The organism is Rugamonas brunnea, assembly GCF_014042345.1.
GTDB lineage: Bacteria > Pseudomonadota > Gammaproteobacteria > Burkholderiales > Burkholderiaceae_D > Rugamonas > Rugamonas brunnea.
This window is the reverse complement of sequence record NZ_JACEZT010000012.1, coordinates 1-26416: the sequence shown is the minus strand read 5'-3', so window position 1 is coordinate 26416 and position 26416 is coordinate 1. Positions and strand designations below refer to the sequence as shown.

The window sequence follows — 26416 nt, the reverse complement described above, 5'->3', positions numbered from 1 at the left end:
CAGCGATGGCGCTCGCCACTAAATGCCCCCACTGCAACACGATATTTCGGGTCGCCCATGACCAGCTGAAATTACGTGGGGGCATAGTGCGCTGTGGCGCCTGCAATGAAGTCTTCGACGGCAACGCGGCCCTGCTGGAGCCGCCCGTCCCGCCCGCACCTGCACCCGCACCTGGACCTATTCCTGCTGCACCCGCATCAGTCCCTGCGACGGCAACACCGGCGCCCGCCGCTACCCCCGTATCCCTCCCTGCCGCTGCCGAAGTTGCCACTGCGGCGACTCCCGCGCCTGCTCCGACGCCTTCGCCCGTTCCATTGCCACCGGCCGTCCCGTTCGACGCTGCAATGGCTGCGCTCGACACGCACGCCGCAACGGCCTTGCGGCCGGCGCCCGGGGACAGCGGCGCACCGCTGGAACTCGATACGCTGGAACTCGATACGCTGGAACTCGACAGACTGGAACTCGATACTGCGGAAACGGCCGATGCCGGCGACGCCGGCGCCCCCGACGACCATGCCGGCGATGGCTATGCCTTTGCCCATGAGGATGCCAGCGCGAAGATCAGCGCAGAGCCCTTGCCAGCGCCATCGATCCTGACCGCGCCGGCCATCCAAGCCGACACCGGCTACGTGCCGCCCGCGACAGCCTACGCGCCATCCGGGGCGCCATTCGCCCTGCCCCCGTCCGCCGCCGCCTACGCCGGCGGCATCGACGCCACGCCCACGCTGCCGCCGACGCCGGCGCCAGCCGAAGACAAGCTGGAACTGGACCTGAACGTCGATCTGGAGCCGGCCACCGAAGTGCTGGACTGGGATGCGCCGGCCAATGCCGCGAGCGTCGATGCCATCCCCGCATCCGCACCGGAACCTGAATCCACAGCCGCACCCGAGGCCGAACACGACCTCGCGCCGCCAGCCGCCGAACCAGAACACTTTTCCCCGTTCACACTGGATGAAGCATTCCAGCTCGAACCGGAGGACATGGCCGACGCCGGGTCGGCGCTGGAAATCGACACGGCGGGCGAACCAGCACCCAACGCGCTGGCCGACGGCCGCCGCGAACCGACATGGGGCGAACCCGCCACGCCACCCGCCGCCGCCGAGCCGGCAGCGTCGCCGGCCGCCCTGTCCGAAGCCGACGACGAAGACGAAGTGCTGGTCGACCTGTCGCCCGCCGCGCGCGCGCACACGACTGCGCCGCTGCCGGTCAAGGCCAGCCGCGACGACGACGAACCAACACTGACCGCCCGGCAGCCCGACGCTGGCATGAACGCCGACACGAACGCCGATACTGTCGCTGAACAGGAAGAACCGGGCTTCGTCAAACGCCACCACCGCCGCCAGCGCCTGGGCAAGTTGGCCACCATCGCCATGAGCGCCGGTTCGGTGCTGCTGGTCGGTACGCTGGTGGGCCAGGCCGCCACCACCTTCCGCAACCCGCTGGCGGCCAGCGTGCCGCAACTGAAACCGGCGCTGCAATCGCTGTGCGCGGCGCTGGGCTGCAAGGTGGAACTGCCGGCGCAGATCGACTATGTGACCATCGAACAGGGCGAGCTGCAGACGCTGAGCGAGTCCACGTTCTCGTTCACTACCCTGCTGCGCAACCAAAGCACGACGGCGCAAGCGTGGCCCGACATTGAACTGCGGCTCGACGACGCCAACGACAAGGCCGTGCTGCGCCGCGTGTTCACGCCGCGCGACTACCTGGGGCCGGACGCGGACCCGGGCAAAGGCTTCGCGCCGCACTCCGAACAATCCGTCAAACTGTACTTTGAGCTCAAGCAGCTCAAGGCCTCCGGCTATCACATCGCCGTTTTCTATCCGTAAAGACCTATTCAATGAACCAGACCACCCTGATCTGCGGCTCGCTCGCCATCGACACCATCATGCAATTTGGCGGCCGCTTCGGCGACACGCTGCTGGCCGACCAGCTGCACAAGGTGAACGTATCGTTCCTCGTGCCCACCATGCGCACGGAATTTGGCGGCTGCTCCGGCAACATCGCCTACACCCTCAAGATGCTGGGCGGCGATCCGCGCATCGTCGGCGTGATGGGCCAGGACAGCGGCCCCTACCTGGAGCGCCTGCGCCAGTTCGGCATCGCCACCGACAACATCCTGATCAAGCAGGACGCGTACACGGCCCAGTGCTTCGTGACGGCGGACGCCGACAACAACCAGATCAACGCCTTCCACCCGGGCGCCATGTCGTTCGCGCACGAGAACCCGGTGGCCAAGGCCGGCCCGGCACGCGTCGCCATCATCTCGCCGGACGGCCACGAGGGCATGCTCAAGCACGCTGCCGACCTGGCCGCGCTGGGCATCCCCTTCATGTTCGACCCCGGCCAGCAGCTGCCCATGTTCAGCGGCGAACAGCTGATCGACTTCATCGACAAGGCCACCTATGTGTCGTGCAACGACTACGAGATCGAACTGCTGATGGACCGCACCGGCCTGACCTTGCCCGACATGGCTAGCCGCCTGGAAGCGCTGATCGTCACGCGCGGCGACAAGGGTTCGGAGATCTACACCAAGGGCCAGCGCATCGAGATCCCGGCTGTGCAAGCCGAGGCCGTGCTCGACCCGACCGGCTGCGGCGACGCCTACCGCGCCGGCCTGCTGTTCGGCATCACGCGCGACTGGAGCTGGGAGACCACGGGCCGCCTGGCCAGCCTGCTGGGCGCCATCAAGATCGCGCGCAAGGGCGCCCAGAACCACCTGATGACGGCCGCCGAGATCGCGGACCGCTTCGAAGCGGCATTCGGCTACCGCTACTAAACCAGCTGACCCCGGTTTTCGTTTATGGGAGCAGCAGCGCCGCCACGCCATCGGGCGTGAGCTTGGCTGCGCTGATTTCCAGCAGCTTGCGCTTGTTGGTCTGGCCGTGCGTGAGCGCGATGGCGCTGCGCGGCACGGACAGGGTATCGGACAGGAAGCGGATCAGCGCTTCGTTGGCCTTGCCCTCGATGGGCTGGGCATGCAGCTTGATCTTGAGCGCGTCTTCGAGCACGCCCACCACTTCCGTCTTCTTGGCGTTGGCCTGTATCTGCACCGCCAGCCGCACGCCGCCCGGCAGCGGGGAACACCAGGTGCGGCTCATCGGGCCGCGAACAGCATGCCCAGCACCAGTTGCGCGATCTGCAGCAGGATGATGGCCACCAGCAGCGACAGGTCCAGGTTACCCACCAGCGGCACCACGCGGCGGATCGGGCGCAGCAGCGGGTCGTTCAGCGCGCGCACGAACGGCGCCAGCGGCGCGTGGGGGTTGACCCAGCTGAAGATGGCTTCCACCACCAGCAGCGCCATGAAGCCGTACAAAATCCATTCGAGGAAGCGCTGGCAGGCGGCCAGCAGCACGGCCGGCGCGCTCCAGCCGGCCAGGAACAGCACCGAGGTGGCCAGCAGCACGATCAGGTAGGCGCCGATCAGGCTGGCCCAGTCGTAGCCGCCCACGCCGGGCACGATGCGGCGCAGCGGGCGCACCAGCCAGTCGGACAGTTGAAAGGTGAATTGCGCTACGGACGATGGTGGACGAACACGTATCGCCTGCATCCAGAAACGTAACAGCAAGGCGCCGCCCAACAGCGTGGCGGCGGCATCGACGATCAACTTGATAATACTAAGCACGGGTTCCCTCCAAAAAAAAACCGCTGTGTGATTGTCTCACACAGCGGTCGCTTGCCTTAACAGGCATCCACGCTTTTTCTTAGGAAGGGCGGGTGCTGGTCGGGAAAGGCCAGGCGGCGGCTGGTGCCACGACAGTCTTGACTGCCGGTGCGGCCGGCGCAGCTGGCGCGGCCGGCGCGGCGGCTGGCTTGGCGGCAGCTTTCGGCGCGGCAGGCTTCTTCGGTGCAGCTTTCTTGACCGCTGGCTTGGCGGCGGCTGGCGCGGCGGCGGCTGGTGCTGCTGCCGGTGCGGCGGCTGCCGGTGCGGCGGCCGGTGCTGCTGCCGGTGCGGCTGCTGCGGCTACTGGCTTGGCTGCTGGCTTGGCGGCGGCTTTTTTCGCTGCAGGCTTGGCGGCTGGTTTAGCCGCAGCCTTAACCGGCTTTTTTGCTGCTGGCTTAGCCGCAGCCTTTGCAGCCGGTTTGGCTGCCGCTTTTACCGCTGGTTTTTTGGCGACAGCTTTTTTGGCTGCGGGCTTGGCTGCGGCTTTCGCCGCTGGCTTGGCGGCGGCTTTGGCTGCTGGTTTGGCGGCGGCTTTTTTCGCTGCTGGCTTGGCAGCGGCTTTCTTCGCTGCCGGCTTGGCGGCGGCTTTGGCTGCTGGCTTGGCGGCGGCTTTCGCGGCTGGCTTGGCGGCGGCTTTCTTCGCTGCTGGCTTGGCAGCGGCTTTTTTCGCTGCTGGCTTGGCGGCGGTCTTGGCTGCTGGCTTGGCTGCTGCTTTGGCTTTCACCGCTGGCTTGGCGGCGGCTTTCTTCGCTGCTGGCTTGGCGGCCACTTTGGCCTTGGCTGCTGGCTTGGCCGCTGCCTTGGCTTTCACTGCTGGCTTGGCTGCGGCCTTCGCTGCTGGCTTGGCTGCTGCTTTTGCTGCTGGCTTGGCTGCCGCTTTTTTCACGGCTGGCTTGGCTGCTGCTTTTGCTGCCGGCTTGGCGGCGGCTTTCTTCGCGACTGGCTTGGCTGCTGCGGCTTTGGCTGCTGGCTTGGCAGCGGCTTTCTTCACGGCTGGCTTGGCGGCAGCTTTTGCTGCTGGCTTGGCGGCGGCTTTCGCTGCTGGTTTAGCGGCGGCTTTGGCCACTGGTTTGGCGGCGGCTTTTTTCACTGCAGGTTTAGCGGCGGCTTTGGCTGCCGGCTTGGCAGCGGCTTTGGCTGCTGCTGCCGGCTTCTTCGCCGCAGGAGCAGCCTTGGCGGCGGCTGGTTTCTTTACTTCGGATTTCTTAGCGGCTGTTGCCATTTTTGTTCTCCTTCATCTGGGATGGGAAAAATTCACGCACAAGATTAAAACCCGTCCGGCCCCGGATGGGGACAGGCGAATTATTCATCGGCGCAAACGACGGTTTGCGCTAATGAATTCGGCACCAGCTGAACTGCTGCAACTCCTCACGATTGCAGCGCTTCAGCCATCGACTCAGCACACCGTCCCTTTCACGGCCGGCGCCTGCGTCCAAATCTTGTTGCGACATCTGCGGTGTGTCGGGCGTATGCTCAGCACCGTTAACCTCCGTCGCAGCCACAACACGGTTTTATTTTTCAAAGAAAAAACCGCCCAACCTGAACTCAATCAGGCAAGGCGGTCGAAAAAAAACGGTGTGGTCTTGTGCATATTCGTGCGAATCTGAATCCCATTTTTTCGATCTGCGGCGGCATCGTTGCGGCACTGCGCGGCTTCTTCTTCCACGCTTTCGCTAGCACGCCTTTTCAATCTCGTAAAGTACACGAAAACCTTGTCGGTGCGCAACAGGCGCGCAAGGATTTCGCCAGCTTTTTTACAGGATAGGCGCCGCAACTCGCACGCGCTTGCCAATTCGCAGTCGCATCGCATCGCGCCGGCGCGCACGCGGCGCGCTTTTGCGGCCGCGAAGTTCCACGCGCGGGCGCGTCGCACAACATGCCGGCTTCAAACTAACCCTTATTCCAATTGGGTGTCTGCGTTTCCGACTGCGCCGGTGTTCCATCACGGCGCGCGCTGTGGCGCTTCAACTGCGCGCGGAGCGACTGCTCCACACTGTTTTTAAATTCGTCGCGATTATGAGACACAGTGCGACGCTTGGCAAGAACAATGCGGCAGCAGTGCGCGCGCGCGCACCTGACGGCGATCGCGCGACCGGCTTCGCGCACATCGGAACGACACCAACGCGACGCCGGCGCATGCGATCGCGCGCCCACTTTCGCGCCATCGAAAAAGTCGCGCGCATGAAAAAAGGCCGGACGAAAAATCGTCCGGCCTTCTCGTTCACCGTCGCCGCGCGTGGCGACGCGGGTCGGGAATCAATCCCAGTTCAGCGCGCCGCCGGTCTGGTATTCGGTGACGCGGGTCTCGAAGAAGTTGCGCTCCTTCTTCAGGTCGATCATCTCGCTCATCCATGGGAACGGATTCTCTTCCTGGTCGAACAGCTGCTCCAGGCCGATCTGCTGCGCGCGGCGGTTGGCGATGAAGCGCAGGTAGCCCTTGAACATGGGCGCGTTCAGACCCAGCACGCCGCGTGGCATGGTGTCTTCGGCGTAGGCGTATTCCAGCTCGACGGCTTTCAGGAACAGGTTCTTGATCTCCTCCTTGAAAGCCGGGGTCCACAGCAGCGGGTTTTCCATCTTGATGGTGTTGATCAGGTCGATGCCGAAGTTGCAGTGCATGGACTCGTCGCGCAGGATGTACTGGTACTGCTCGGCGGCGCCCATCATCTTGTTCTGGCGGCCCAGCGCCAGGATCTGGGTGAAGCCGACGTAGAAGAACAGGCCTTCCATCAGGCAGGCGAACACGATCAGCGACTTGAGCAGGGTCTGGTCGCTTTCCACGGTGCCGGTGGTGAAGGTGGGGTCAGTCAGGTTGTTGATGAACGGGATCAGGAATTCATCCTTGTCGCGGATCGACTTGATCTCGTTGTAGGCGTTGAAGATCTCGCCCTCGTCCAGGCCCAGCGACTCGACGATGTACTGGTAAGCGTGGGTATGGATGGCTTCCTCGAACGCCTGGCGCAGCAGGTACTGGCGGCACTCGGGGGCCGTGATGTGGCGGTAGGTGCCCAGCACGATGTTGTTGGCGGCCAGCGAGTCGGCCGTCACGAAGAAGCCCAGGTTGCGCTTGACCAGGCGGCGCTCGTCTTCCGTCAGGCCGTTGGGGTTCTTCCACAGCTCGATGTCGCGCTGCATGTTCACTTCCTGCGGCATCCAGTGGTTGGCGCAGCCGGCCAGGTACTTGTCCCAGGCCCATTTGTATTTGAACGGAACCAGCTGGTTGACGTCCGTTTTGCCGTTGATGATGCGTTTATCGTCGGCGTTCACGCGCAGCGCCACTTGCTCGGCGCTCGCCTCGCCGTTCAGCACGGCTTGGTTGACTGCTTGCGGTACCGCCGGAGCGGTGTCTTCGTCCCAGGACAGCGACATGGTGTTTTTCCTTCTGAATTCGGTCTAAACAGAACCGCCCGGCGGGCCGGGACGGTTCACTCTTATAGTATGGCCCTTATTGGCAGGCTTCGCATTCCTCGAAGCCGTCGTCGCCAGGACGCAGGTAGCAGGCAGCGCCTTCGGCCACCGGCGCGGCCGGAGCCGCCGCTGGCGCCGCTGCCGCCATGGCGCTGGCCGACATGCCGCCGTCCACGGCCACCGCGTTCAGCGCGCCGGTCTTGGAGGTCGACTTCTCCATGTGGGTGGCGGCGATGGTGCGCAGGTAGTAGGTGGTCTTCAGGCCGCGCAGCCAGGCCAGCTTGTAGGTCTCGTCCAGCTTCTTGCCCGAGGCGCCGGCCATGTAGATGTTCAGCGACTGGGCCTGGTCGATCCACTTCTGGCGGCGCGATGCCGCTTCCACCAGCCAGCTTGGCGACACTTCGAACGCGGTTGCATAAATGTCACGCAGATCCTGCGGGATGCGGTCGATCTTGGTCAGCGAGCCGTCGAAGTACTTCAGGTCGGCGATCATCACCTCGTCCCACAGGTCGCGCGCCTTCAGGTCGCGCACCAGGTAGGAATTGATCTCGGTGAACTCGCCCGACAGGTTGGACTTCACGTACAGGTTCTGGAACGTCGGTTCGATGCAGGCCGACACGCCGATGATGTTGGAAATGGTGGCCGTCGGGGCGATCGCCACGCAGTTCGAGTTACGCATGCCGAACTGCTTGATGCGGGCGCGCACCGGCGCCCAGTCCATCGAGGACGAGCCGTCCACCTCCAGGTAGCCGCCGCGCTCTTCGGCCAGCAGCTTGACGGAGTCCTGCGGCAGGATGCCACGGTCCCACAGCGAGCCCTTGTACGAGGCGTAGTGGCCGCGTTCCTCGGCCAGCTCGGTCGAGGCCAGGTAGGCGTAGTAGCAGACAGCTTCCATCGAGGTATCGGCGAACTGCACCGCTTCCATCGACGAGTAAGGCACGCGCATCATGTGCAGGCAGTCCTGGAAGCCCATCACGCCCAGGCCGACCGGACGGTGGCGCATGTTGGCGTTGCGGGCCTTGTCGACGGCGTAGTAGTTGATGTCGATCACGTTGTCGAGCATGCGCATGGCGGTGCGGATGGTCTTCTGCAGCTTGATGTGGTCAAGCTTGCCCTCTTTCATGTGGGCCGGCATGTTGACCGAACCGAGGTTGCAGACGGCGATTTCGTCCGGACCCGTGTTCAGGGTGATCTCCGTGCACAGGTTGGAGCTGTGCACCACGCCCACGTGCGACTGCGGCGAACGGATGTTGCATGGGTCCTTGAAGGTGATCCATGGGTGGCCGGTCTCGAACAGCATGGACAGCATCTTGCGCCACAGGTCCAGCGCCGCCACTTTCTTGCAGACGCGGATTTCGCCGGCGGCCGCCTTGGCTTCGTAGCCCAGGTAGGCTTGCTCGAAGGCCTTGCCCACCTTGTCGTGCAGGTCGGGGCAGTCGGACGGCGAGAACAGGGTCCAGTCGCCCTTCTCCATCACGCGCTTCATGAACAGGTCGGGAATCCAGTTGGCCGTGTTCATGTCATGGGTGCGGCGGCGGTCGTCGCCGGTGTTCTTGCGCAGATCGAGGAATTCCTCGATGTCCATGTGCCAGGTCTCCAGGTAGGCGCACACGGCGCCCTTGCGCTTGCCGCCCTGGTTCACGGCCACGGCCGTGTCGTTGACCACTTTCAGGAACGGCACCACGCCCTGCGATTTGCCGTTGGTGCCCTTGATGTGGGCGCCCAGCGCGCGCACCGGGGTCCAGTCGTTGCCCAGGCCGCCGGCGAACTTGGCCAGCAGCGCGTTTTCCTTGATGGCGTCGTAGATGCCTTCCAGGTCGTCCGACACGGTGGTCAGGTAGCACGACGACAGTTGCGAGCGCAGCGTGCCCGAGTTGAACAGGGTCGGCGTGGAGCTCATGAAGTCGAAGGTCGACAGCAGGTGGTAGAACTCGATGGCGCGCGCTTCGCGGTCCTTCTCGTTCAGGGCCAGGCCCATCGCCACGCGCATGTAGAACGCCTGCGGCATTTCGATGCGCACGTCGCGCACGTGCAGGAAGTAGCGGTCATACAGGGTTTGCAGGCCGATGTAGCCGAACTGCAGGTCGCGGTCGGCCACCAGGGCCTTGGCCAGGCGGGCCAGGTCGAACTCGGCCAGTTTCGGGTCCAGCAGCTCGGCGGCGATGCCCTTGGCCACGTACTCGGGGAAGTACTTGACGTAGGCGGCGGCGGCGCCGGCCTGCGCCACTTCCTGGCCGAACACTTCCTTGCGGATCGTGTGCAGCAGGATGCGGGCCGTCACCTGCGAGTAGGCCGGGTCCTTTTCCATCAGCGCGCGGGCGGCCAGGATGGCGGACTTGTGCAGCTCCTCGACGGGCACGCCGTCATAGAGGTTCTTGACGGTTTCGGCCAGGATGGCGTCGGCGTCCACGTGTTTTTCCAGGCCGATGCAGGCCGCGTTGATCAGGCCGGCCACCTGGTCCATGTCCAGCGGGCGGCGCACGCCGGCTTCCGTCACGTGGATCTGCGGGGCGGCGACCTTGGAGGCACCGGCGGCCTCCTTCTGCAGGCGGCGCTCTTCCATGTGCTTGGCGCGGTACAGCACGTAGGCGCGGGCCACGTCATGTTCGCCCGAACGCATCAACGACAATTCCACCTGGTCCTGCACATCCTCGATGTGGAAGGTGCCGCCCGACGGCTGGCGGCGCACCAGCGCGGCCACCACGGCGGCCGTCAGCTGTTCCACCAGGTCGCGGATGCGGGCCGAGGCGGCGCCCTGGCCGCCGTTGACCGCCAGGAAGGCCTTGGTCATGGCGATGGCGATCTTGGACGGCTCGAACGCCACCACGGCGCCGTTGCGGCGAATGATGCGGTAGTCGCCCAACGCCGCCGCTGCCGTGGCCTGGCCGCCAGCGATACCCGCAGTCGCTGCTGGTACCAGCGCTGGTTGGATGGAAGTGTCTTGAGTAGATTGCATTTAAGCTCCCCGATAACAGCGTGCAGTCATGGCTGCGCGGCGTGTGTTTGTATAAAAAAAGGCCAAAATGAAGCGGCCAGCCTGGTGTTCCGGCTGGTGTTACAGCGACACAAAGGGTGAATAAGGGTTCCTGATGCTGGTGGACCGAGGCCGATACCGCTTGGAACCTGGAACTTGAGATACCACTACATTTAGTGAATCAGCTTATTCGATACACTGATTGTAGTGGTCAGCATGGGGCACGGCAAGTGGAAATTTTTTATTTCAGATCAATTTTTCGGTTGACTTTCTGGAACGCCTACAGGGAAGCGCAGTTGCCGGTAAGCAGGTACTAACCCCACCTGCCCGGCTGCCTTTTCCTTCAGCAGACGGCCCCAGATTTCAATATATTTCTGCCAACTAAACAACGGTCCGGGGTCGGTCTTGCGGCCCGGCGCGATGTGCTGGTGGCCTTGCACATCGGTCAAGGGATAGCGTTGCTGCAGGGCCAGCGTCAGCGCCGCCAGCGCCTCGTACTGGGCCGGCGCGAACGGCAGCGTGTCCGTGCCCTCCAGCTCGATCCCGATCGAAAAATCGTTGCAGGCCGGCCGTCCCTGGAACACCGACTGGCCCGCGTGCCAGGCGCGCGCGTCGCCGGACACGTACTGGATCACGCGGCCGTCGCGCCGCACCAGGAAGTGGCTCGACACGCGCAAGCCGCGCAAGTCCGCAAACGCGGGATCGGCATTATAGTCCAAGCGGCCGGTAAACAAGTCGGACACGTGGGGCGTGCCAAACTGGCCGGCCGGCAGGCTGATATTGTGGACCACCAGCAGCGTGACGGCCGTGCCGTCCGGACGGGCGTCGGCGTGGGGCGAGTCGTAGCGCTGGGCGCCGCGGCACCAGCCGTCCGGGTCCAGCACAAAATGCGGCGCGGTCACGCCTCCGGCTCCTGGATATTGAGCTTTTGCATCTGGTAGCGCAGCTGCCGGAAGCTGATGCCCAGCAGTTGGGCCGCCTGGGTGCGGTTGTACTGGGTCTGGGCCAGCGCCCGCTGGATGATGTCGCGCTCGATCTGGTTCAGGTATTCGGGCAGGTTGGCCGGCAGCGCATCGAGGTGGGGCAAGGCCATGGTGGCGCCGCCCGACGCCATCGCCACCGCCGCCGCGCCCAGCGCGGCACCCGCCGCCGGCATGGGAGACGAAGCGGCAGCAGATGCAGGCGGCATGGCCGCCGCACCATCCGGCGTGGAGCGGGCGACGCTGCCATCGAGTCCGAACGCGGCCGCCTCGGTGGCCGCCAGTTGCTGGGCAAAGCCGGGCGTGGGCGACGGCAGCGGCACCACCGCCTCCACCATCTTCGCGCCCTTCAGGGCCAGGTCGCCGACCTCGATCACGCCGTCGTCGGCAAAGGCCAGCGCCCGCTCCAGGATGTTTTCCAGCTCGCGCACATTGCCGGGGAAGCTGTAGCCGCGCAGCGCCTCCAGTACGCCCGGCCCCAGCACCACCTTGTGTTCAAAGGTGCCCAGCCGTTCGAGGATGGCGTCCGTCAGCGGCTCCAGGTCGTCGAGCCGTTCGCGCAGCGGCGGCAGGCACAGCTCGATCACGTTCAGCCGGTAGAACAAGTCCTGGCGGAAGCTGCCCTGCTCCACGCACTGGGCCAGGTTTTTGTGGGTGGCGCTGATGATGCGCACGTCGACCGGTTCCTCGGTGGTGGCGCCGATCTTGCGCACGCGCCGCTCCTGGATCGCGCGCAGCAGCTTGACCTGCATGGCCAGCGGCAGGTCGGCCACCTCGTCGAGCATCAGCGTGCCGCCGTTGGCGGCCTGGAAGAAGCCGTCGCGCTCGTCGGCCGCGCCGGTGAACGCGCCCTTGCGGTAGCCGAAGAACTCGGCCTCCATCAGCGCCTCGGGAATGGCGCCGCAGTTGACGGCCACGAACGGTTTGCCGGCGCGCGAACTCTGGGCGTGGATCTCGCGCGCGGCCAGTTCCTTGCCGCTGCCCGATTCGCCCGTGATGGCGATCGGCGCCATCGAACGGGCCAGCCGGGCGATCTGGGCCCGCAAGGCCTGGATCACGGCCGAGGTGCCCTTGAGCCGGCTGGCCGGCTGGCCGGCGCTGGCCGCCTGGCCGGGCGCCGGCACGTTGAGCCGCAGGGCCGACTGCACCATGATGCGCAGCTGGTCCAGCGCCACCGGCTTGGAGACGTAATCGAAGGCGCCGGCCTTGAGCGCCACCACGGCGTTGTCGGCACTGCCAAAGGCCGTGACGACGGCGATCGGCGTATTCTTATAGGCGGCGCACACTTCGCGCACCAGTTCCAGCCCCAGCCCGTCGGGCAGGCGCATGTCGGTCAGCACAAGCGCGTATTCCGTGCGCGCGAGGCAGGCGCGCGCCTCGGCCAGGGTGGCGGCGCTGTCCACGTCCAGCCCCATCTTGAGCAGGGTGATTTCCAGCAGTTCGCGCAGATCGGCTTCATCGTCGACGACCAGCACACGGGGGACACTCATGCAACTGCCTTTCTGTTATGACGGACTGGCCTGGCCGACCGCAGGAACGGCGGGCGCGGCCGCCGGCCGGGCGAAGGTGATCACAAACCGCCCGCTGGAACGGGGCATGCCGTCCGGACCGGGCGCCGGCTCGAAGCGGTATTCATAGTCGAGCATGGCTTCGTTATTCAAACACAATTCACGCGCCAGATACAGCCCCAGCCCCGTGCCCTTGCTGGAGGTGGTGTAGAACGGCTCGAATAAATGGGCCCGCACTTCGGCCGAGATGCCAGGGCCGTCGTCCTGCACATGCAGTTCCAGGCGGCGCGCGCGGCCCGTCACCAGCGTCAGGCGGATGCTGGCCGGCGCCCCGCTGGCGTAGCGCACGGCGTTGTTGAGCAGGTTGAGCACCACTTCGCGCAGGTGCAGGCTGTCGAAGCGCACCAGCGTGCCGGGCGTGGCCGTCAGCGCCAGCACATCGGCGGGCAGGCCGTGAGTTTCGTCGAATTCCGTCTTCAGTTCGGCCAGGAACTGGTCCAGCGCCAGCGGTTCGCCGTGCGGCTGCACCTTGCGCGACAACTGCAGGATGTCCTCCACCATGCGGTTGACCCGGCTCACGTTGTCGCCCACGATCTTGAGCAGGCGCAGGTGCACGGTGCTGTCGAGGTCCTCAGCCAGCAGGGCCGTGGCGTGGCCGATGGCCGACAGCGGGTTGCGCACCTCGTGCGCGATGCTGGCCGTGAGCCGGCCCATGGAGGCCAGCTTCAGTTGCTGGGCCTGGTTCTCGATGCCGGTCACGTCCTGCAGGAAGATCACGCTGCGCTCCGTGCCCAGGCCGTCCGTGTCCACGGCCGCGAAGCGGGCCTGCAAGTGGGCGGCCAGGTCGGGGCGGCCGCTGCCGGCCGCCGGCAGCCCGTCCAGCGCCGGCTCGGCGCCGGGCTTGATGGTGACATAGGCCGTACCCTGGGCGGGATCGGCCAGCCAGTCCTCGTAGGCTTGCGCCAGCGGCCGCAGGGCCGCCACCTCGCCCAGGCGGAAACGCAGGTCCGGGCCGGCCAGCCCCAGCATCTGCTGGGCAGCCGGGTTGCCGGCGAACACCTGGCCTTGCGGGTCGACCACCAGGATGCCGTCGCCGACGTTGGCCATCACCAGGCGGTTCACGGCTTGCTGCACGCCAATCTCGATGCCGCGCTCGATGGCCAGTTCCTCCTGTCCGATCAGGCGGGCGGCCATGCGGTTGACCACCCACACGGTGGCGAAGAAGGCGGCGCCGTACAGGCCGGCCTGCAGCACCACCATGTCGCCTTCCATCAGCAGCATGCGCCAGCCGCTTTCGCCGAGCAGGAACAGCGTGACCAGCGCCGTGCAGAACAGCGCCAGCACCAGCGGCGCCAGGATGGCCGTGCCGGCCAGCGGGAACAGGTAGAGGATGGCCAGCCCGCTGCGCACGCCGCCGGCGGCGATGTAGAGCAGCGAGATGATGGCCAGGTCGCAGGCGATCTGCGACATCAGTTGCAGCAGGAAGCGGCGCCGGACATACAACGTCATCAGCGCGAACGCCAGCGCCACCAGCAGATAGCCGAGGCACACTTCGCCGTAGAAGAACTGGCCGGCCGCGCGCAGGCCGCGGCTGTCCACGCTCAGGTAGGCCAGCAGCACCAGCGCGATCACCACGCGCGTGCCATTCAGCGTCTGCAACGAACGCCAGAAGGTGGCGCGGGTCGCGCGCGTGTCAGCCGCCAGCGCTGGCAGGGAGGCGGTCACTACTCAGGCGGCCGGCAGGCTGGCGTGGGCCGCGCAGCAATAATCGCGGCCGCCAGCCTGCACCGTTTCCGAGGCGGGGTAATAGATGCCGCAATGGGCGCAGCACAACATGGTTTCCACTTCCGCGTTGGTGCGGCCACGGGCGGCCGGCCGGGCGGCGGGACGCCCGGGCTGGCGCGGTTCAGGCGGGCGCTGGCCGCCCTGCAGCTCGCGCAGCTTGCTGCGGATGGCGAACAGCACCAGGAACGCCAGCGCCAGCCAGAACAAAAGACGACTCATCAAACAAATCCCCGATGTAAAACGACTTCAAATACGAAACGGCTGCCGACGTAGGCCAGCAACAAGGTGGCGAATCCGGCCAGCGTGAAGGTCAGCGCCGTCTTGCCGCGCCAGCCACGGAAGCGGCGGCCCGCCAGCAGCGCGGCGAACAGCAGCCAGGACATGAGCGTGAACACGGACTTGTGGTCCCACTTCAGGGCCTGGCCAAACAGTTGTTCAGAAAACACGATGCCCGACAACACGGTCAGGCTCAGCAGGATAAAACCGAAGCCTATCATGCGGAACAGCAGTTTTTCCATCGTCAGCAGGGCCGGCAACTGGTCCAGCGCGCTGGCCAGGAAGCCGCCACCAGCCGCGGTGCGCGTGTGCAGCCGCGATTCCTGCAGCGCCATCAGCACGGCGTGGAAGGCGGCGATGGTGAGCGTGCTGTAGGCCAGCGTGGCGATGGCGATGTGCCAGCCGAACATGACGGACTTGCCTTCGAGGGCGACCAGGTTGCCGGGAAAGAGCGCCTCCAGCGCAACGGCCACGGCCGCGCTGGGCATGACCATGCGCCGCAGGCCGTCCAGGCTGTAATTGCGGTTCTCCAGCCAGTAGGCCGCCACCGACACCCACAGCGCGGCCGACAGCATGGCGGCGAAACCGATGCGCAGCGAACCGGGCGCCGTCACTTCGAACCACAGGGTCACGCCATGGAGCAGCCAGGCGACGGCCGTGAGGGTGGCGATCAACGGCCCCTGCCGCGACGGCAGCAAGGCGCACACGAGGTACAGCACGGCGGCTGAGATGAGGAAGTAAGTCTGCATAGCGGTCAGTTTACACCATGGCGGGCTGAAACCGGCCCGAGGGAAGTCTCAAGATATGGGGGGCGTATGCCGGTTACGGAAGGGGCGCTCCGCCCGCCGGCGGCATGGGCCCCGCCGGAAGCCGGCGTTCAGTCGATGGCCGCCACGCGGATTTCATCGTTGTGGTGGCGCTGCTGTTCCTCCATCACCAGCTGGCCCAGTTCGCGCTTGAGGGCGTTGAACTCGGGCGCGGCCGGGTCGCGCAGGCGCGGCAGGTCCACCAGCAGGTCGCGCTTGACGGTGCCGGGCCGGTAGGTCATGACGATGATGCGGTCGGCCAGGTAGATCGCTTCCTCGATGCTGTGGGTGACGAACAGGATGGTCTTCTTCAGCTCGGACCAGATGCGCAGCAACTCGTCCTGCAGGTTGCGCCGGGTCAGCGCGTCCAATGCGCCGAACGGCTCGTCCATCAGCATGATGGGCGAATCGAGCGCCAGCACGCGCGCGATGGCCACCCGCTGGCGCATGCCGCCCGACAAATCCTTGGGATAGCGGTGGCGGAATTCACCGAGCGACAGCATGGCCAGCAGCCGGTCCACCGTGGCCGCGATGTCCGCCTTGGGCTGGCCCTTGATCTCCAGCCCGAAGGCGATGTTGTCGGCCACCGTCATCCACGGGAACAGCGCGTATTCCTGGAACACCATGCCGCGCGCCGGCCCCGGCCCCGTGACGGGCTGGCCGTCGGCCGTGATGCTGCCGGCGCTGGGCAGGGCGAAGCCGGCCACGGCGTTGAGCAGGGTCGACTTGCCGCAGCCGGACGGCCCCAGCAGGCAGACGAACTGGCCGCGCGGGATCTCCAGGTTGATGTCGCGCAGCGCCACCACTTCCCGGCCCGCGCCGGGAAAGACCTTGTCGACGTGGCTGACCACGATGTGGGGGGCGTCGCCGCTACTACGCATGTCGCTCATATATATTAGAGGCTCAGTTATCGAGGCCGCGGTGCCAGCGCAGCAGGTGGTTGTTCAGCCGGTTCATCAGCACGTCGATGCCGAGACCGATCAGGCCGATGCTGATCATGCCGGCGATGATCTTATCGGACCAGAAGTATTCGCGCGCCTCCAGGATGCGGAAACCGAGGCCATTGTTGACGGCGATCATTTCCGACACGATCACGACGATGAACGCCGTGCCGATCCCGATCCGCACCCCCGACAAGATATAAGGCACGGCGGCCGGCAGCATCACGCGCACGAACATGGTGGTGCCCGAGGCGCCCAGGTTGCGGGCCGCGCGGATATAAATCCCGTCCACCTGGCGCACCCCGGCGATGGTGTTCATCAGCACCGGGAAGAAGGCGCCCAGCGCGATCAGGAACACGGCCGGCGGATTACCGAGCCCGAACCACAGGATGGACAGCGGAATATAGGCGATCGGCGGGATGGGCCGCAGCAGCTGCACCAGCGGATTGAGCCAGGCATGCACGCGCGGACTGGCGCCCATGGCCAGCCCCAGCGGCAGGGCCAGCCCCGCGCCCACGACGAAGCCGACGATGACGCGGTACAAGCTGCCCATGGCGTCGCCGATCAGCTCGCCCGAGAAGGCCCAGCGCAGCCAGCTGCCGGCGGCCGGGTCGTAGGGCTGCAACGGCAGCAGGTACTCGAACCACTTGTGCACCACCGCCCACGGCGACGGCAGCACCTGCGGGTTGACCCAGCCCAGCGAGGCCGCGGCCTGCCACACTGCGATCACCAGGGCCGGCACCACCAGCCCCACACCCGCCTCACGCCACTGCGACTTTGCCATGGCCATCCCCTCTTATTTGACGTTCAGGCTTTTCTTGGCCGCGTCCAGCAAGTCGGTCTTGACCCAGTCGCGCGCCACGGGCGCCTTGGCCAGCCGGCCCACGCCGGTCTTGACCATGATGTCGGCGGTGGTCTGGATGTGCTCGGGCGTGATGTCGTACGAGTACGGCGAATTGCCGATCGCGTCGTCGAAGTCCTGCTTGCTCAACTGGCCCTTGAAGACCACGTCACGCACGTATTTCTCGGCCACGGCCTGGTTATCGATGAAGGTCTTGGTGGCCTCCACGAAGCAGCGCATGAACTTCTCGGCCAGCGGCCGCTTCTCCTTGTAGAACTTCTCCGTCATCACCATGGTGCGCACCGGCGCACCGATCGGCGTGTCGTAGGGCTTGAGCAGCTCGCTGCCATAGCCCTTGTTGATGGCCTGCGACGATTGCGGCTCGGACTGCATCATGGCATCGATGTTCTTGCTCAGCAGCGCCTGGTTCAGGTCGGCGTAGGCCAGGTAAACCAGTTGCACGTCCTTGCCCGGCTGGTCCGAGGCCGTCATGCCCACCTGCTGCAGCTCGGCCAGCAACAGCACTTCCTGGATGCCACCGCGCGTTACGCCCACCTTCTTGCCCTTCAGGTCCTTGAGCGATTTCATGTGCAGGTCGGCCCGGCCCACCAGCCGCGCGCCGCCCTTGGCGAAGCCGGCCACCACATAAATGGGCGCGCCGCTGGCGCGGCCCGAGATGGCCGCCTCGGACGCGGTGGTGCCCACGTCCAGTTCACCGGCGATGATGGCCTGCATCACGTCCAGCCCCTTGGCGAACACGTGCTCATCGACCTTGATGCCGCACTTGGGGGCGATCTCCTTGATATAGGAGACGGCGCCGTAATGGGCGAACTTCAGATTACCGAGCCGCACCACGTCCTGCGCCTGGGCCTGGGCCGTCCACAGCATGGCGGCCAGCGCCACGGTCTTGATCATCGCCTGCTTCTTCATTGCCTCTCCCTCATTGCTAAAAGTTGCACAGATCATAGCAAGTGGCGTCCCGCTTGCCTACTGGAACGGTACAGTCGCGCGCGCCACCCGATGGCCCGACGCTGCCACGATGCGGTAAAATGGCGGCCATCGTCCGGTCCCGGCCGGCCACCCTTCAGACAGATTCCAGGTTCATCATGCTAGATAATCTCACCCAGCGTCTCGCCAAGGTCGTCAAGACCATGCGCGGCGAGGCCCGTTTGACCGAGGCCAACACCGCAGAAATGCTGCGCGAAGTGCGGCTGGCCCTGCTCGAAGCCGACGTGGCCCTGCCGGCCGTGCGCGAGTTCATCGCCCGCGTCAAGGAAAAAGCCATGGGCGAGGAAGTGCTGTCCTCGCTCTCGCCCGGCCAGGCCCTGGTGGGCGTGGTGCAGCGCGAACTGGCCGCCATTATGGGCGCCGACCTCGGTGAACAGGCCGCCCAGCTCAGCTTCGCCCAGCAGCCGCCCGCCATCATCCTGATGGCCGGCCTGCAGGGTGTCGGTAAGACCACCACCGTCGGCAAGCTGGCCAAATACCTCAAGGAACAAAAGAAGAAGAAAGTGCTGACCGTGTCGGCCGACGTCTACCGTCCGGCCGCGATCGCCCAGCTGCAATCGGTGAGCGGCCAGGTGGGCGCCGACTTCTTCCCGTCCACGGCGGCCGACAAGCCGGTCGACATCGCGCTGGCCGCGCTGGACTGGGCCAAGAAACACTACCACGACGTGCTGATCATCGACACCGCCGGCCGCCTCGGTATCGACGAGGAGATGATGCGCGAGATCGCCGCCATCCACGGCGCCGTCAAACCGATCGAAACCCTGTTCGTGGTCGATGCCATGCTGGGCCAGGACGCCATCAACACGGCCAAGGCCTTCAACGACGCGCTGCCGCTGACCGGTATCGTGCTCACCAAACTCGATGGCGACTCGCGCGGCGGCGCGGCGCTGTCGGTGCGCCACATCACGGGCAAGCCGATCAAGTTCGCCGGCGTGTCCGAGAAACTGGACGGCCTGGAAGCGTTCGACCCGCAGCGCATGGCCAACCGCATCCTGGGCATGGGCGACATCCTGGCCCTGGTCGAGGAAGCGCGCAAGGGCGTGGACGCCAAGGCGGCGGCCGACCTGGCGCAGAAGATCAAGGTCGGCGGCAAGTTCGACATGAACGACTTCAAGGCCCAGCTGGGCCAGATGAAGAAGATGGGCGGCATGGCCAGCCTGGTCGACAAGCTGCCGGCCCAGTTCCAGCAGGCGGCCGGCAACGCCAACATGGACCAGGCCGACAAGCAGGTGCGGCGCATGGTCGGCATCATCGACTCGATGACGCCGCAGGAGCGGGCCAAGCCGGAGCTGATCAAGGCCACCCGCAAGCGCCGCATCGCGGCCGGCGCCGGCGTGCAGGTGCAGGAAGTGAACCGCATGCTGACCCAGTTCGAACAGATGCAGACCATGATGAAAAAGCTGTCGGGCGGCGGCATGATGAAGATGATGCGCTCGATGAAGGGCATGATGCCGGGCCTGCGTTAAGCGTTTTCCGCCCCCGTCGGCGCCCCATCCGGCACCGCCTGCGCGCCCCGCGCCAGGCGGTGTTTTTACGTGTAAAAACGGGGGGTTTTGCCCCTGAACGGTGCGCAGCCGGCCCGCCGCCCTGATTTAAGTGGTGTTTCCGGGAAAAAACGCGAAAAACACTTGCATCCCCGGTAAATCCCCACCAATATTAGCCGTGCGATCAATTGCGCAATTTTCCATGTGTTCGTTAAGGAGGCTAGAAGATGGCAACAGCCAAAAAAACCCCAGCAGCAGCACCAGTCAAGAAAGCGGCGGCCGCCAAGCCCGCCGCCGTGAAAAAAGCAGCACCCGCAGCCAAGAAAGCGGCCGCTCCCGCCGCTCCGCGCAAACCGAACGCCGCTTTCATGAAGGCCATGACGCCTTCGGCCGTGCTGGCTGCCGTGGTCGGCGCCGCCCCGTTGCCGCGTACCGAAGTGACCAAGAAAGTGTGGGACTACATCAAGAAGCTGAACCTGCAAGACCCGGCCAACCGCCGCATGATCAATGCCGACGACAAGCTGAAGGCAGTATTCGGCGGCAAAGCCCAGGTGTCCATGTTCGAGATGACCAAACTGATCTCCGACCACCTGAAGTAAGCCCACTGGCGACGCCAGCCCCCTGGTCCCACCCCGGCGCGGCGCGACCGGGGTTTTTTTTTGAACGCCGCTGACGCAACACCGCCTCGCATCTTCCCCGCAACACCTACCATGGCTATCCAGTACCACGCCGTCACCCGCGAACGGCACAGCGCACTGCGCTGGCAACATCCGACCCACCACGCCTTCGCCGCCCACCTGCCCGTCGTCGCGCTGGCGGCCCACGAAATGGCCGCAGCCGCCCGCGCCATGCCGCTGGCCTTCATCGCCCGCAACGGCGGCTACCTGCCCGTCGCCGTGCTGGGCCTGCAGAATGAACGCAATGCCTACGTCGCCCCGGACGGGCGCTGGACGGCGCGCTACCTGCCGGAAGCACTGCGGCTGCATCCGTTCCACCTGCTCGACAACAGCGCGGCCGAACGCGTCCTGTGCGTGGATGAAAGCAGCGGCCTGGTAACGGACAGCCCGGACGGCCAGCCTTTCTTCGACGCGCAAGGCGCGCCGGCGGCGCCGCTGGCGGCGCTGTTGGCATCATTGCGCCAGCATGAACACGGACGGCGCCAGGCCGAAACGGCATGTGCGGCCTTGCAGCGCCTGCGGCTGCTGCGGCCATGGCCGATCAGCGTCGACACGCCGCACGGCGTGCAGCACACGGCCGGCCTGTTCCAGATCGACGAAGCGGCGCTGCAGCAACTGCCGGGCGCCGGGCTGGCCGCGCTGCACGATGGCGGCGCGCTGGCGATGGCCTACGCCCAGCTGCACTCGACCCACAACCTGGCCGAGCTGCAAGCGCTGGCCGCCACGCCGGCACCCGTGCCGCGCCCGCAGCCGGTGCAGCATGCCCAGTCCGCGCTGGCAGCGCTGCCACCATTGCCTGCCGACGCGCCCGCCGTGCTACTGGTGTCGTTCAACTGGAGCACGCTGTGCGAGATGCCCCACCTGGTGCGGCAGGCCGGCTGCCGGGTCCACGTGCTGTGCCCCTCCCACAACGCCGCCATCCAGAACAGTTTCCACGACCACTGGTTCGATTCCGGGCCGACCCAGGACAGCCTGCTGGCCGCGCTGGCGCGGCTGGTGACCGGCGGACGCTACCGCCAGGTCATCATCGGCGACGACCCCATCATGTGGGAAATCCACCGCCGGCCCCTGCCCGGCCTGCGCCACATCCTGCCCATCCGCAAGGATCAAGCCCTGTCCATCCTGAGCAAAACGGGCCTGGCCCGCCATTGCCGCGAACACGGCGTCCAGGCGCCCCGCTTCCACGTGCTGGCGCAGGCGGCCGATGCCGCCGCCGCGTTGCAGGCGCTGGGCTTGCCGCTGGTGCTCAAACAGGAATACTCAAGCGGCGGCGCGGGCGTGTGGGTGGTGCGCGAGGAAGCCCAACTGCAGCAGCTGGTCGCCGCCCATGATTTCAGCGAACCCCTGCTGGCGCAGCAATTCATCGCCGGCACGCTGGTCGGGGTGGAAGCCCTGTTCCGCGAGGGCGAACTGCTCGAATATGTGAATGCGGTCGACGTCGATCCGACGCTCGGGCCCAGCACCAAGCGCCGCTACCTGGCGCGCGATCCGGCCCTCGGTGCGCTGCTGGCGCGGCTGGGCCGCAGCGCCGGCTTGCACGGTTTCGCCAACATCTCACTGATGCGGGAAGACGGCAGCGGCGACTATTACCTGTTTGAAGCCGACCCGCGCCCCAACAAGTGGGTGGCCTACGGCAAATGGTTTGGCAGCGACTTCACGGCCGCCTTCCGCCGTTTCATCGGCAACGACGCGGCGGCCGGCGTGCCGGACGCGGCGGCCAGCATGCCGGTCGAGCACCATGAAGTCGAGTATTTCCCCAACCACGCGGCCAAGCTGCTCAACGAGGGCCGGCTGGCCGACGCCATCGTGCACCTGGTCGACTTCGCCAACAACTGGCGCTACACGGTGTACGACCCGGTGCTGCTGGAATCGAAAATGCGCACGCTGCTGCGAGGCATCAAGTTCCATCCGGCACCGTCAGAGCGGTGATTTGAACTTCCAGTTCTGCCATGCCGACAGCACGGCATTCGGGTATTCGGGGCGGCCGCGGCTGCCGTTGTAGCGGCCCAGCGCCAGGTAAAGGTTGCCCGCTTCCATGTCCAGGTACATGCGCAGGATGGCGCAGCCGTAGCGCAGGTTGGTCTGCATGTTGAACAGAGCGCTGCGGTTGCGGTCGCCGATCACGTTGGTCCAGAACGGCATCACCTGCATGTAGCCGCGCGCGCCCACCATGGACACGGCGTACTTGCGGTAGGCCGATTCCACCTGGATCAGGCCCAGCACGAGGCCGGGGTCGAGGCCGGCCCGGTGCGCCTCGTACCACGCCGTTTCCAAAAATTCCGTGCGCACCTGCTGGTCCGGCAGGCGACGCTGCAAGCGGGCCGACATCTGCGCCAGCCAGACCTGGTAGCGCTGCTGGTCGGCCGGATTGCGGAAACTGGGCTTGGGCGGGCTACTGTCGAGGATGGCGTTCGACAGCGCCAGCCGCACGGAGTCGGCCAGCGCCTCCTCCTTCTGGCTGCCGGCGTGGGCGTTGGGGCCGTGCAGCGCGCCCGTGGCCAGCGCCAGCGCCATCGCCCAGCGCTGGGGCCGGGCCCACCAGCGGCGCCGGTCGGCGCCGTGGACTGGACGGGGGCAGGTCAGGGTGTCCACGGTCAGGCCGCGAGCTTGCCCTTGATGAAGGGGATGATCTCGGCCAGCGGCACGGCGGTCGCTTCCGTATCGCGGCGGCCCTGGTATTCCAGGTTGCCTTCCTTCAGGCCGCGCTCGCCGATCACGACGCGGTGCGGCACGCCGATCAGTTCCCAGTCGGCGAACATGGCGCCCGGACGCAGGCCGCGGTCGTCGACGATCACGTCGATGCCGGCCGCCTGGGCTTGCGCGTACAACTGCTCCGTTTCCGCCTTGACCAGCTCGCTGCGGTCCATGCCCATCGGGCACAGCACCAGCTCGAACGGCGCCAGCGAAGTCGGCCAGATGATGCCCTTGTCGTCGAAGTTCTGCTCGATGGCCGCGCCCAGGATGCGGGTGATGCCGATGCCGTAGCAGCCCATCTGCAGCGGCGCCGGCTTGCCGTTCTCGTCGAGGAAGGTAGCCTTCATGCTTTCCGAGTAGGCCGTGCCCAGCTGGAACACGTGGCCCACTTCGATGCCGCGCTCGATGGCCAGCACGCCCTTGCCGTCCGGCGAGGCGTCGCCTTCGACCACGTTGCGCAGGTCGGCCACCAGATGCGGTTCCAGCACGTCGCGGCCCCAGTTGGCGCCCGTGTAGTGGAAACCGGCGTCGTTGGCGCCGCACACGAAATCGGCCATGTTGGCCACCGTGCGGTCGGCCACCACGGTGACGGGCGCCTTGGTGCCGATCGGGCCCAGGTAGCCGGGCACGCAGCCGTACACTTCCAGGATTTCCGCTTCGGTCGAGAAGCGGTGCGCGGCCAGGCCGGGCACCTTGCCGACCTTGACTTCGTTCAGCTCATGGTCGCCGCGCAGCAGCAGCATGAAGTATTGCTGGGTGACCTTACCGTCCTGCTCGTGGTCCACCGTCAGCGCGATGGTCTTGACGGTGCGGCTCAACGGCAGGCCCAGCAGCTCGGCCACCTGTTCGCACTTGGTGGCGTTGGGGGTGGCCGCCTTGACCAGCGCCTCGGCGGCGGCCGGACGCGCGGCCGCCAGCGGCAGCGCCTCGGCCGCCTCCATGTTGGCCGCGTAGTCGGAGGTCGGGCAGTACACGAGCGCGTCCTCGCCGGTGCTGGCGATCACGTGGAACTCGTGCGAGCCGGTGCCGCCGATGGCGCCGTTATCGGCCGCCACGGCGCGGAACTTCAGGCCGAAGCGGTTGAAGATGCGGGTGTAGGCGTCATACATGACCTTGTACGAGGCCTGCATGCCGGCCAGGTCGCGGTCGAACGAGTAGGCATCCTTCATGGTGAACTCGCGGCCGCGCATCAGGCCGAAGCGGGGACGGCGCTCGTCGCGGAACTTGGTCTGGATGTGGTAAAAATTCAACGGCAGTTGGCGGTAGGATTTAATTTCCGAACGAACAACATCAGTGATCACTTCCTCGGACGTGGGCTGGATCGCGAAGTCGCGGCCATGGCGGTCTTTGACGCGCATCAGTTCCGGGCCCATCTTGTCCCAGCGGCCCGTTTCCTGCCACAGCTCGGCCGGCTGCACGAGCGGCATCAGCAGTTCGATGGCGGAGGCGGCGTTCATCTCTTCGCGCACGATGGCTTCGACTTTGCGGATCACCCGCAGGCCCATCGGCATGTAGGTGTAGATACCCGAGCCCAGGCGTTTGATCATGCCGGCCCGCATCATCAACTGGTGGCTGACGATTTCGGCATCGGCTGGTGCTTCTTTAAGCGTGGAAATAAAAAATCGGGAGGCGCGCATAACGGTGAATTCTTTTTAAAAAGAGAGGGTTATAATCAACCTAATTTTAAAGGATTAGCTGGCTGATGCGTCCATACTTTATACAAATGCGTTCAATTGATGGCGTTGCGGCCGTTTTCGTACCCCGAAAACCGTGCCGGCACGCCAATTTGTGGGCAAAAATGTAAGCCGGACGCTTAGTCGCAGAAAGTTTGAGGTGCAACATGCTCGATCGTGAAGGGTTTCGGCCCAACGTCGGCATCATCCTGCTCAACGCCCATAACGAGGTGTGGTGGGGCAAGCGGGTGCGCGAGCACTCATGGCAGTTTCCGCAGGGCGGTATTAAGTACGGTGAAACGCCGGAACAGGCGATGTACCGGGAGTTGGAAGAGGAGATCGGGTTAAGGCAGGAGCACGTCAAGATCGTCGGCCGCACGCGCGACTGGCTGCGCTACGAAGTGCCTGACCACTTCATCAAGCGGGAAATCCGCGGCCACTACCGGGGGCAAAAGCAGATCTGGTTCCTGTTGCGCATGTGCGCGCGCGACAACGACGTCAATCTGCGCCTGACCGACCATCCCGAATTCGACGCCTGGCGCTGGCATGACTACTGGGTGCCGCTGGACGTGGTGATCGAATTCAAGCGCGAAGTGTACCAGCGCGCGCTGCAGGAATTGTCGCGTTTCCTGACCTGGCCCGCGCATGGCAACGGCCAGCACCGCCACACGTCGCGCTATCTGCGCCAGCCGCACGCGCCCCGCGCCGTGGCGACGCCGGCGCCGTGCACGGAAGGGACGCCGGTCCCGGCATCCCAGCCGGGCGCGCAGCCGGAAGCGCGCCAGCAGCACGGCGGCGGCCCGGCTTCGCGCGGACAGCCGCGTCCACCGCGGCAAGCCTCTGCGCCGACTGCGCCAGCGGCCATCGCCCCGGCAGCGCCGGCAGCCATGGCCCCGGCCGTGCAGGAGGAAGCGGTGGACGTGATCAAGGCGGGCGGCTGACGCGCTGAGCCGCACACAGTATTAATACGTGCCGTATTGATACAAACAGCTTGGACAGGATGGACGGGCGGGACGGCCGGATGGCGGTCCCGCCCGTTTTGCTTCGCGGCCGCGCCATGCCCCGCTGCTGCCCGCGCCGGCCGGACGTACGCAATCGGCGCAGCGGGTACAATGGCGGCTGGCTGTTCCATCCCCGATACCACCCATGTTCAATCCCTCCTCCGACGACGTGCGCCGCTTCTTCTGCGAGACGTTCCGCAAGCAGCGCGCCAACGACATCCTCAGCCCCATCGAAGCGATGGCGGCCGACTGGATACGCCACCACCCCGAATACCACGACATCCTGAGCGACGTGGAGGCGGCGCTGGCGCGTGACTTCAGCGTCGACAGCGGCCAGACCAACCCCTTCCTGCACCTGTCCATGCACCTGTCGATCGACGAGCAGATCTCGATCGACCAGCCGCCCGGCATCCGCGAGGCGGCCACCGCCCTCACCCTGCGGCTCGATTCGGCGCACGAAGCGCACCACCAAATCATGGAATGCCTGGGCGAAATGATCTGGACGGCCCAACGCTCCGGCCTGCCGCTGGACGGCGACGCCTACGTCGAAAGCGTGCGCCGCCGCCTCAAATAAAATCTATGGTCACCCTCTTTTTTGCAAGCTGATTTTTTGTATGCTGTAAGAAGGCTCGCTTAAATCTATCCGGCGTCTAATTGGAGATGTACTCCGCGCCACGATGAGAGTCGCGCCTGTCG

The 26416-nt window shown here is 65.8% G+C and carries 22 protein-coding genes and 1 pseudogene; 9 read left to right on the top strand and 14 right to left on the bottom strand.

Annotation, left to right across the window (positions count from 1 at the left end; all coding sequences use genetic code 11):
• Positions 1–5: 5 nt before the first annotated feature.
• The 3 genes and pseudogenes from H3H37_RS26245 to H3H37_RS17620 all read left to right on the top strand — a co-directional run.
• A pseudogene (locus H3H37_RS26245) lies at positions 6–74 on the top strand (MJ0042-type zinc finger domain-containing protein); the annotation flags it as partial.
• Positions 75–344: 270 nt separating this feature from the next.
• Complete coding sequence (locus tag H3H37_RS17625; protein ID WP_229218902.1) at positions 345–1826, top strand: DUF3426 domain-containing protein; 1482 nt, start codon at positions 345–347, stop codon at positions 1824–1826.
• A gap of 11 nt (positions 1827–1837) precedes the next feature.
• Positions 1838–2776, top strand: a complete 939-nt coding sequence (locus H3H37_RS17620; protein ID WP_182164877.1) for a carbohydrate kinase family protein — start codon at positions 1838–1840, stop codon at positions 2774–2776.
• A 22-nt stretch (positions 2777–2798) separates the two neighbouring features.
• Here H3H37_RS17620 and H3H37_RS17615 read toward each other — a convergent pair whose 3' ends face one another.
• The gene (locus tag H3H37_RS17615; RefSeq protein ID WP_182164875.1) at positions 2799–3098 is read right to left on the bottom strand and encodes a DUF167 domain-containing protein; all 300 of its coding nucleotides are present in this window, start codon (positions 3096–3098) and stop codon (positions 2799–2801) included.
• Complete coding sequence (locus H3H37_RS17610; RefSeq protein WP_311197538.1) at positions 3095–3625, bottom strand: YggT family protein; 531 nt, start codon at positions 3623–3625, stop codon at positions 3095–3097. The genes H3H37_RS17615 and H3H37_RS17610 overlap by 4 nt, the downstream gene beginning before the upstream one ends.
• 347 nt (positions 3626–3972) lie before the next feature.
• On the opposite strand from H3H37_RS17610, the gene H3H37_RS17605 reads away from it, so the two are divergent.
• Positions 3973–5271 (top strand): hypothetical protein, encoded by a 1299-nt coding sequence (locus H3H37_RS17605; RefSeq protein ID WP_182164873.1) that lies wholly within the window; start codon positions 3973–3975, stop codon positions 5269–5271.
• Between the two features lie 649 nt (positions 5272–5920).
• Here H3H37_RS17605 and H3H37_RS17600 read toward each other — a convergent pair.
• The 10 genes from H3H37_RS17600 to H3H37_RS17555 all read right to left on the bottom strand — a co-directional run bounded on the left by H3H37_RS17600 (position 5921) and on the right by H3H37_RS17555 (position 18113).
• A complete protein-coding gene (locus H3H37_RS17600) occupies positions 5921–7033 on the bottom strand; it encodes a ribonucleotide-diphosphate reductase subunit beta (RefSeq protein WP_182164871.1) in 1113 nt (370 codons plus the stop codon).
• A 76-nt stretch (positions 7034–7109) separates the two neighbouring features.
• Positions 7110–10028, bottom strand: coding sequence for a ribonucleoside-diphosphate reductase subunit alpha (locus tag H3H37_RS17595; RefSeq protein ID WP_182164869.1), 2919 nt, complete (start codon positions 10026–10028; stop codon positions 7110–7112).
• A gap of 269 nt (positions 10029–10297) precedes the next feature.
• On the bottom strand, positions 10298–10948 hold the full coding sequence (gene ampD, locus H3H37_RS17590; protein WP_182164867.1) for a 1,6-anhydro-N-acetylmuramyl-L-alanine amidase AmpD: 651 nt from the start codon (positions 10946–10948) through the stop codon (positions 10298–10300).
• Positions 10945–12516 carry a sigma-54-dependent transcriptional regulator gene (locus H3H37_RS17585; RefSeq protein WP_182164865.1) on the bottom strand — a complete coding sequence of 524 codons (1572 nt, stop codon included), beginning with the start codon at positions 12514–12516 and terminating at the stop codon, positions 10945–10947. The genes ampD and H3H37_RS17585 overlap by 4 nt, the downstream gene beginning before the upstream one ends.
• 15 nt (positions 12517–12531) lie before the next feature.
• Complete coding sequence (locus H3H37_RS17580) at positions 12532–14259, bottom strand: sensor histidine kinase (RefSeq protein ID WP_182164863.1); 1728 nt, start codon at positions 14257–14259, stop codon at positions 12532–12534.
• 3 nt (positions 14260–14262) lie between these two features.
• Entirely contained in the window at positions 14263–14538 is a 276-nt protein-coding gene (locus H3H37_RS17575; protein WP_182164861.1) for a PP0621 family protein, read from the bottom strand.
• Entirely contained in the window at positions 14538–15344 is an 807-nt protein-coding gene (locus tag H3H37_RS17570; protein ID WP_182164859.1) for a cytochrome C assembly family protein, read from the bottom strand. Before H3H37_RS17570 ends, H3H37_RS17575 begins: the two co-directional genes overlap by 1 nt.
• Positions 15345–15472: 128 nt before the next feature.
• Positions 15473–16282 (bottom strand): ABC transporter ATP-binding protein, encoded by an 810-nt coding sequence (locus tag H3H37_RS17565; protein WP_182164857.1) that lies wholly within the window; start codon positions 16280–16282, stop codon positions 15473–15475.
• 22 nt (positions 16283–16304) lie between these two features.
• The gene (locus H3H37_RS17560; RefSeq protein ID WP_182164855.1) at positions 16305–17126 is read right to left on the bottom strand and encodes an ABC transporter permease; all 822 of its coding nucleotides are present in this window, start codon (positions 17124–17126) and stop codon (positions 16305–16307) included.
• A gap of 12 nt (positions 17127–17138) precedes the next feature.
• Positions 17139–18113, bottom strand: a complete 975-nt coding sequence (locus H3H37_RS17555) for an ABC transporter substrate-binding protein (protein ID WP_182164853.1) — start codon at positions 18111–18113, stop codon at positions 17139–17141.
• A 176-nt stretch (positions 18114–18289) separates the two neighbouring features.
• Here H3H37_RS17555 and ffh point away from each other — a divergent pair, with 176 nt between their 5' ends.
• From ffh to H3H37_RS17540, 3 genes are all read left to right on the top strand, one after another.
• The gene (gene ffh, locus H3H37_RS17550; protein ID WP_182164851.1) at positions 18290–19657 is read left to right on the top strand and encodes a signal recognition particle protein; all 1368 of its coding nucleotides are present in this window, start codon (positions 18290–18292) and stop codon (positions 19655–19657) included.
• Between the two features lie 245 nt (positions 19658–19902).
• A complete protein-coding gene (locus H3H37_RS17545; protein WP_182164849.1) occupies positions 19903–20274 on the top strand; it encodes an SWIB/MDM2 domain-containing protein in 372 nt (123 codons plus the stop codon).
• Between the two features lie 111 nt (positions 20275–20385).
• Positions 20386–22281, top strand: coding sequence for a SapC family protein (locus tag H3H37_RS17540; RefSeq protein ID WP_182164847.1), 1896 nt, complete (start codon positions 20386–20388; stop codon positions 22279–22281).
• Here H3H37_RS17540 and H3H37_RS17535 read toward each other — a convergent pair.
• Together H3H37_RS17535 and H3H37_RS17530 are read right to left on the bottom strand one after the other, a co-directional pair.
• A complete protein-coding gene (locus H3H37_RS17535) occupies positions 22270–22866 on the bottom strand; it encodes a lytic transglycosylase domain-containing protein (RefSeq protein ID WP_182165115.1) in 597 nt (198 codons plus the stop codon). The two genes, H3H37_RS17540 and H3H37_RS17535, sit on opposite strands and share 12 nt — an antisense overlap.
• Positions 22867–22946: 80 nt before the next feature.
• A complete protein-coding gene (locus tag H3H37_RS17530; protein WP_182164845.1) occupies positions 22947–24683 on the bottom strand; it encodes a proline--tRNA ligase in 1737 nt (578 codons plus the stop codon).
• Positions 24684–24886: 203 nt separating this feature from the next.
• On the opposite strand from H3H37_RS17530, the gene H3H37_RS17525 reads away from it, so the two are divergent.
• On the top strand, positions 24887–25660 hold the full coding sequence (locus H3H37_RS17525; protein WP_182164843.1) for an RNA pyrophosphohydrolase: 774 nt from the start codon (positions 24887–24889) through the stop codon (positions 25658–25660).
• A gap of 205 nt (positions 25661–25865) precedes the next feature.
• On the top strand, positions 25866–26294 hold the full coding sequence (locus tag H3H37_RS17520; protein WP_182164841.1) for a DUF1841 family protein: 429 nt from the start codon (positions 25866–25868) through the stop codon (positions 26292–26294).
• Positions 26295–26416 lie beyond the last annotated feature (122 nt).

What these genes read in the sequence shown, in the direction of transcription:
- H3H37_RS17625 (WP_229218902.1), top strand. Translation starts at nt 345, where the DNA reads ATGGCTGCGCTCGACACGCACGCCGCAACGGCCTTGCGGCCGGCGCCC.
- H3H37_RS17620 (WP_182164877.1), top strand. Translation starts at nt 1,838, where the DNA reads ATGAACCAGACCACCCTGATCTGCGGCTCGCTCGCCATCGACACCATC.
- H3H37_RS17615 (WP_182164875.1), bottom strand. Translation starts at nt 3,098, where the DNA reads ATGAGCCGCACCTGGTGTTCCCCGCTGCCGGGCGGCGTGCGGCTGGCG.
- H3H37_RS17600 (WP_182164871.1), bottom strand. Translation starts at nt 7,033, where the DNA reads ATGTCGCTGTCCTGGGACGAAGACACCGCTCCGGCGGTACCGCAAGCA.
- H3H37_RS17595 (WP_182164869.1), bottom strand. Translation starts at nt 10,028, where the DNA reads ATGCAATCTACTCAAGACACTTCCATCCAACCAGCGCTGGTACCAGCA.
- H3H37_RS17585 (WP_182164865.1), bottom strand. Translation starts at nt 12,516, where the DNA reads ATGAGTGTCCCCCGTGTGCTGGTCGTCGACGATGAAGCCGATCTGCGC.
- H3H37_RS17575 (WP_182164861.1), bottom strand. Translation starts at nt 14,538, where the DNA reads ATGAGTCGTCTTTTGTTCTGGCTGGCGCTGGCGTTCCTGGTGCTGTTC.
- H3H37_RS17570 (WP_182164859.1), bottom strand. Translation starts at nt 15,344, where the DNA reads ATGCAGACTTACTTCCTCATCTCAGCCGCCGTGCTGTACCTCGTGTGC.
- H3H37_RS17565 (WP_182164857.1), bottom strand. Translation starts at nt 16,282, where the DNA reads ATGCGTAGTAGCGGCGACGCCCCCCACATCGTGGTCAGCCACGTCGAC.
- H3H37_RS17560 (WP_182164855.1), bottom strand. Translation starts at nt 17,126, where the DNA reads ATGGCAAAGTCGCAGTGGCGTGAGGCGGGTGTGGGGCTGGTGGTGCCG.
- H3H37_RS17555 (WP_182164853.1), bottom strand. Translation starts at nt 18,113, where the DNA reads ATGAAGAAGCAGGCGATGATCAAGACCGTGGCGCTGGCCGCCATGCTG.
- ffh (WP_182164851.1), top strand. Translation starts at nt 18,290, where the DNA reads ATGCTAGATAATCTCACCCAGCGTCTCGCCAAGGTCGTCAAGACCATG.
- H3H37_RS17545 (WP_182164849.1), top strand. Translation starts at nt 19,903, where the DNA reads ATGGCAACAGCCAAAAAAACCCCAGCAGCAGCACCAGTCAAGAAAGCG.
- H3H37_RS17540 (WP_182164847.1), top strand. Translation starts at nt 20,386, where the DNA reads ATGGCTATCCAGTACCACGCCGTCACCCGCGAACGGCACAGCGCACTG.
- H3H37_RS17535 (WP_182165115.1), bottom strand. Translation starts at nt 22,866, where the DNA reads ATGGCGCTGGCGCTGGCCACGGGCGCGCTGCACGGCCCCAACGCCCAC.
- H3H37_RS17530 (WP_182164845.1), bottom strand. Translation starts at nt 24,683, where the DNA reads ATGCGCGCCTCCCGATTTTTTATTTCCACGCTTAAAGAAGCACCAGCC.
- H3H37_RS17525 (WP_182164843.1), top strand. Translation starts at nt 24,887, where the DNA reads ATGCTCGATCGTGAAGGGTTTCGGCCCAACGTCGGCATCATCCTGCTC.
- H3H37_RS17520 (WP_182164841.1), top strand. Translation starts at nt 25,866, where the DNA reads ATGTTCAATCCCTCCTCCGACGACGTGCGCCGCTTCTTCTGCGAGACG.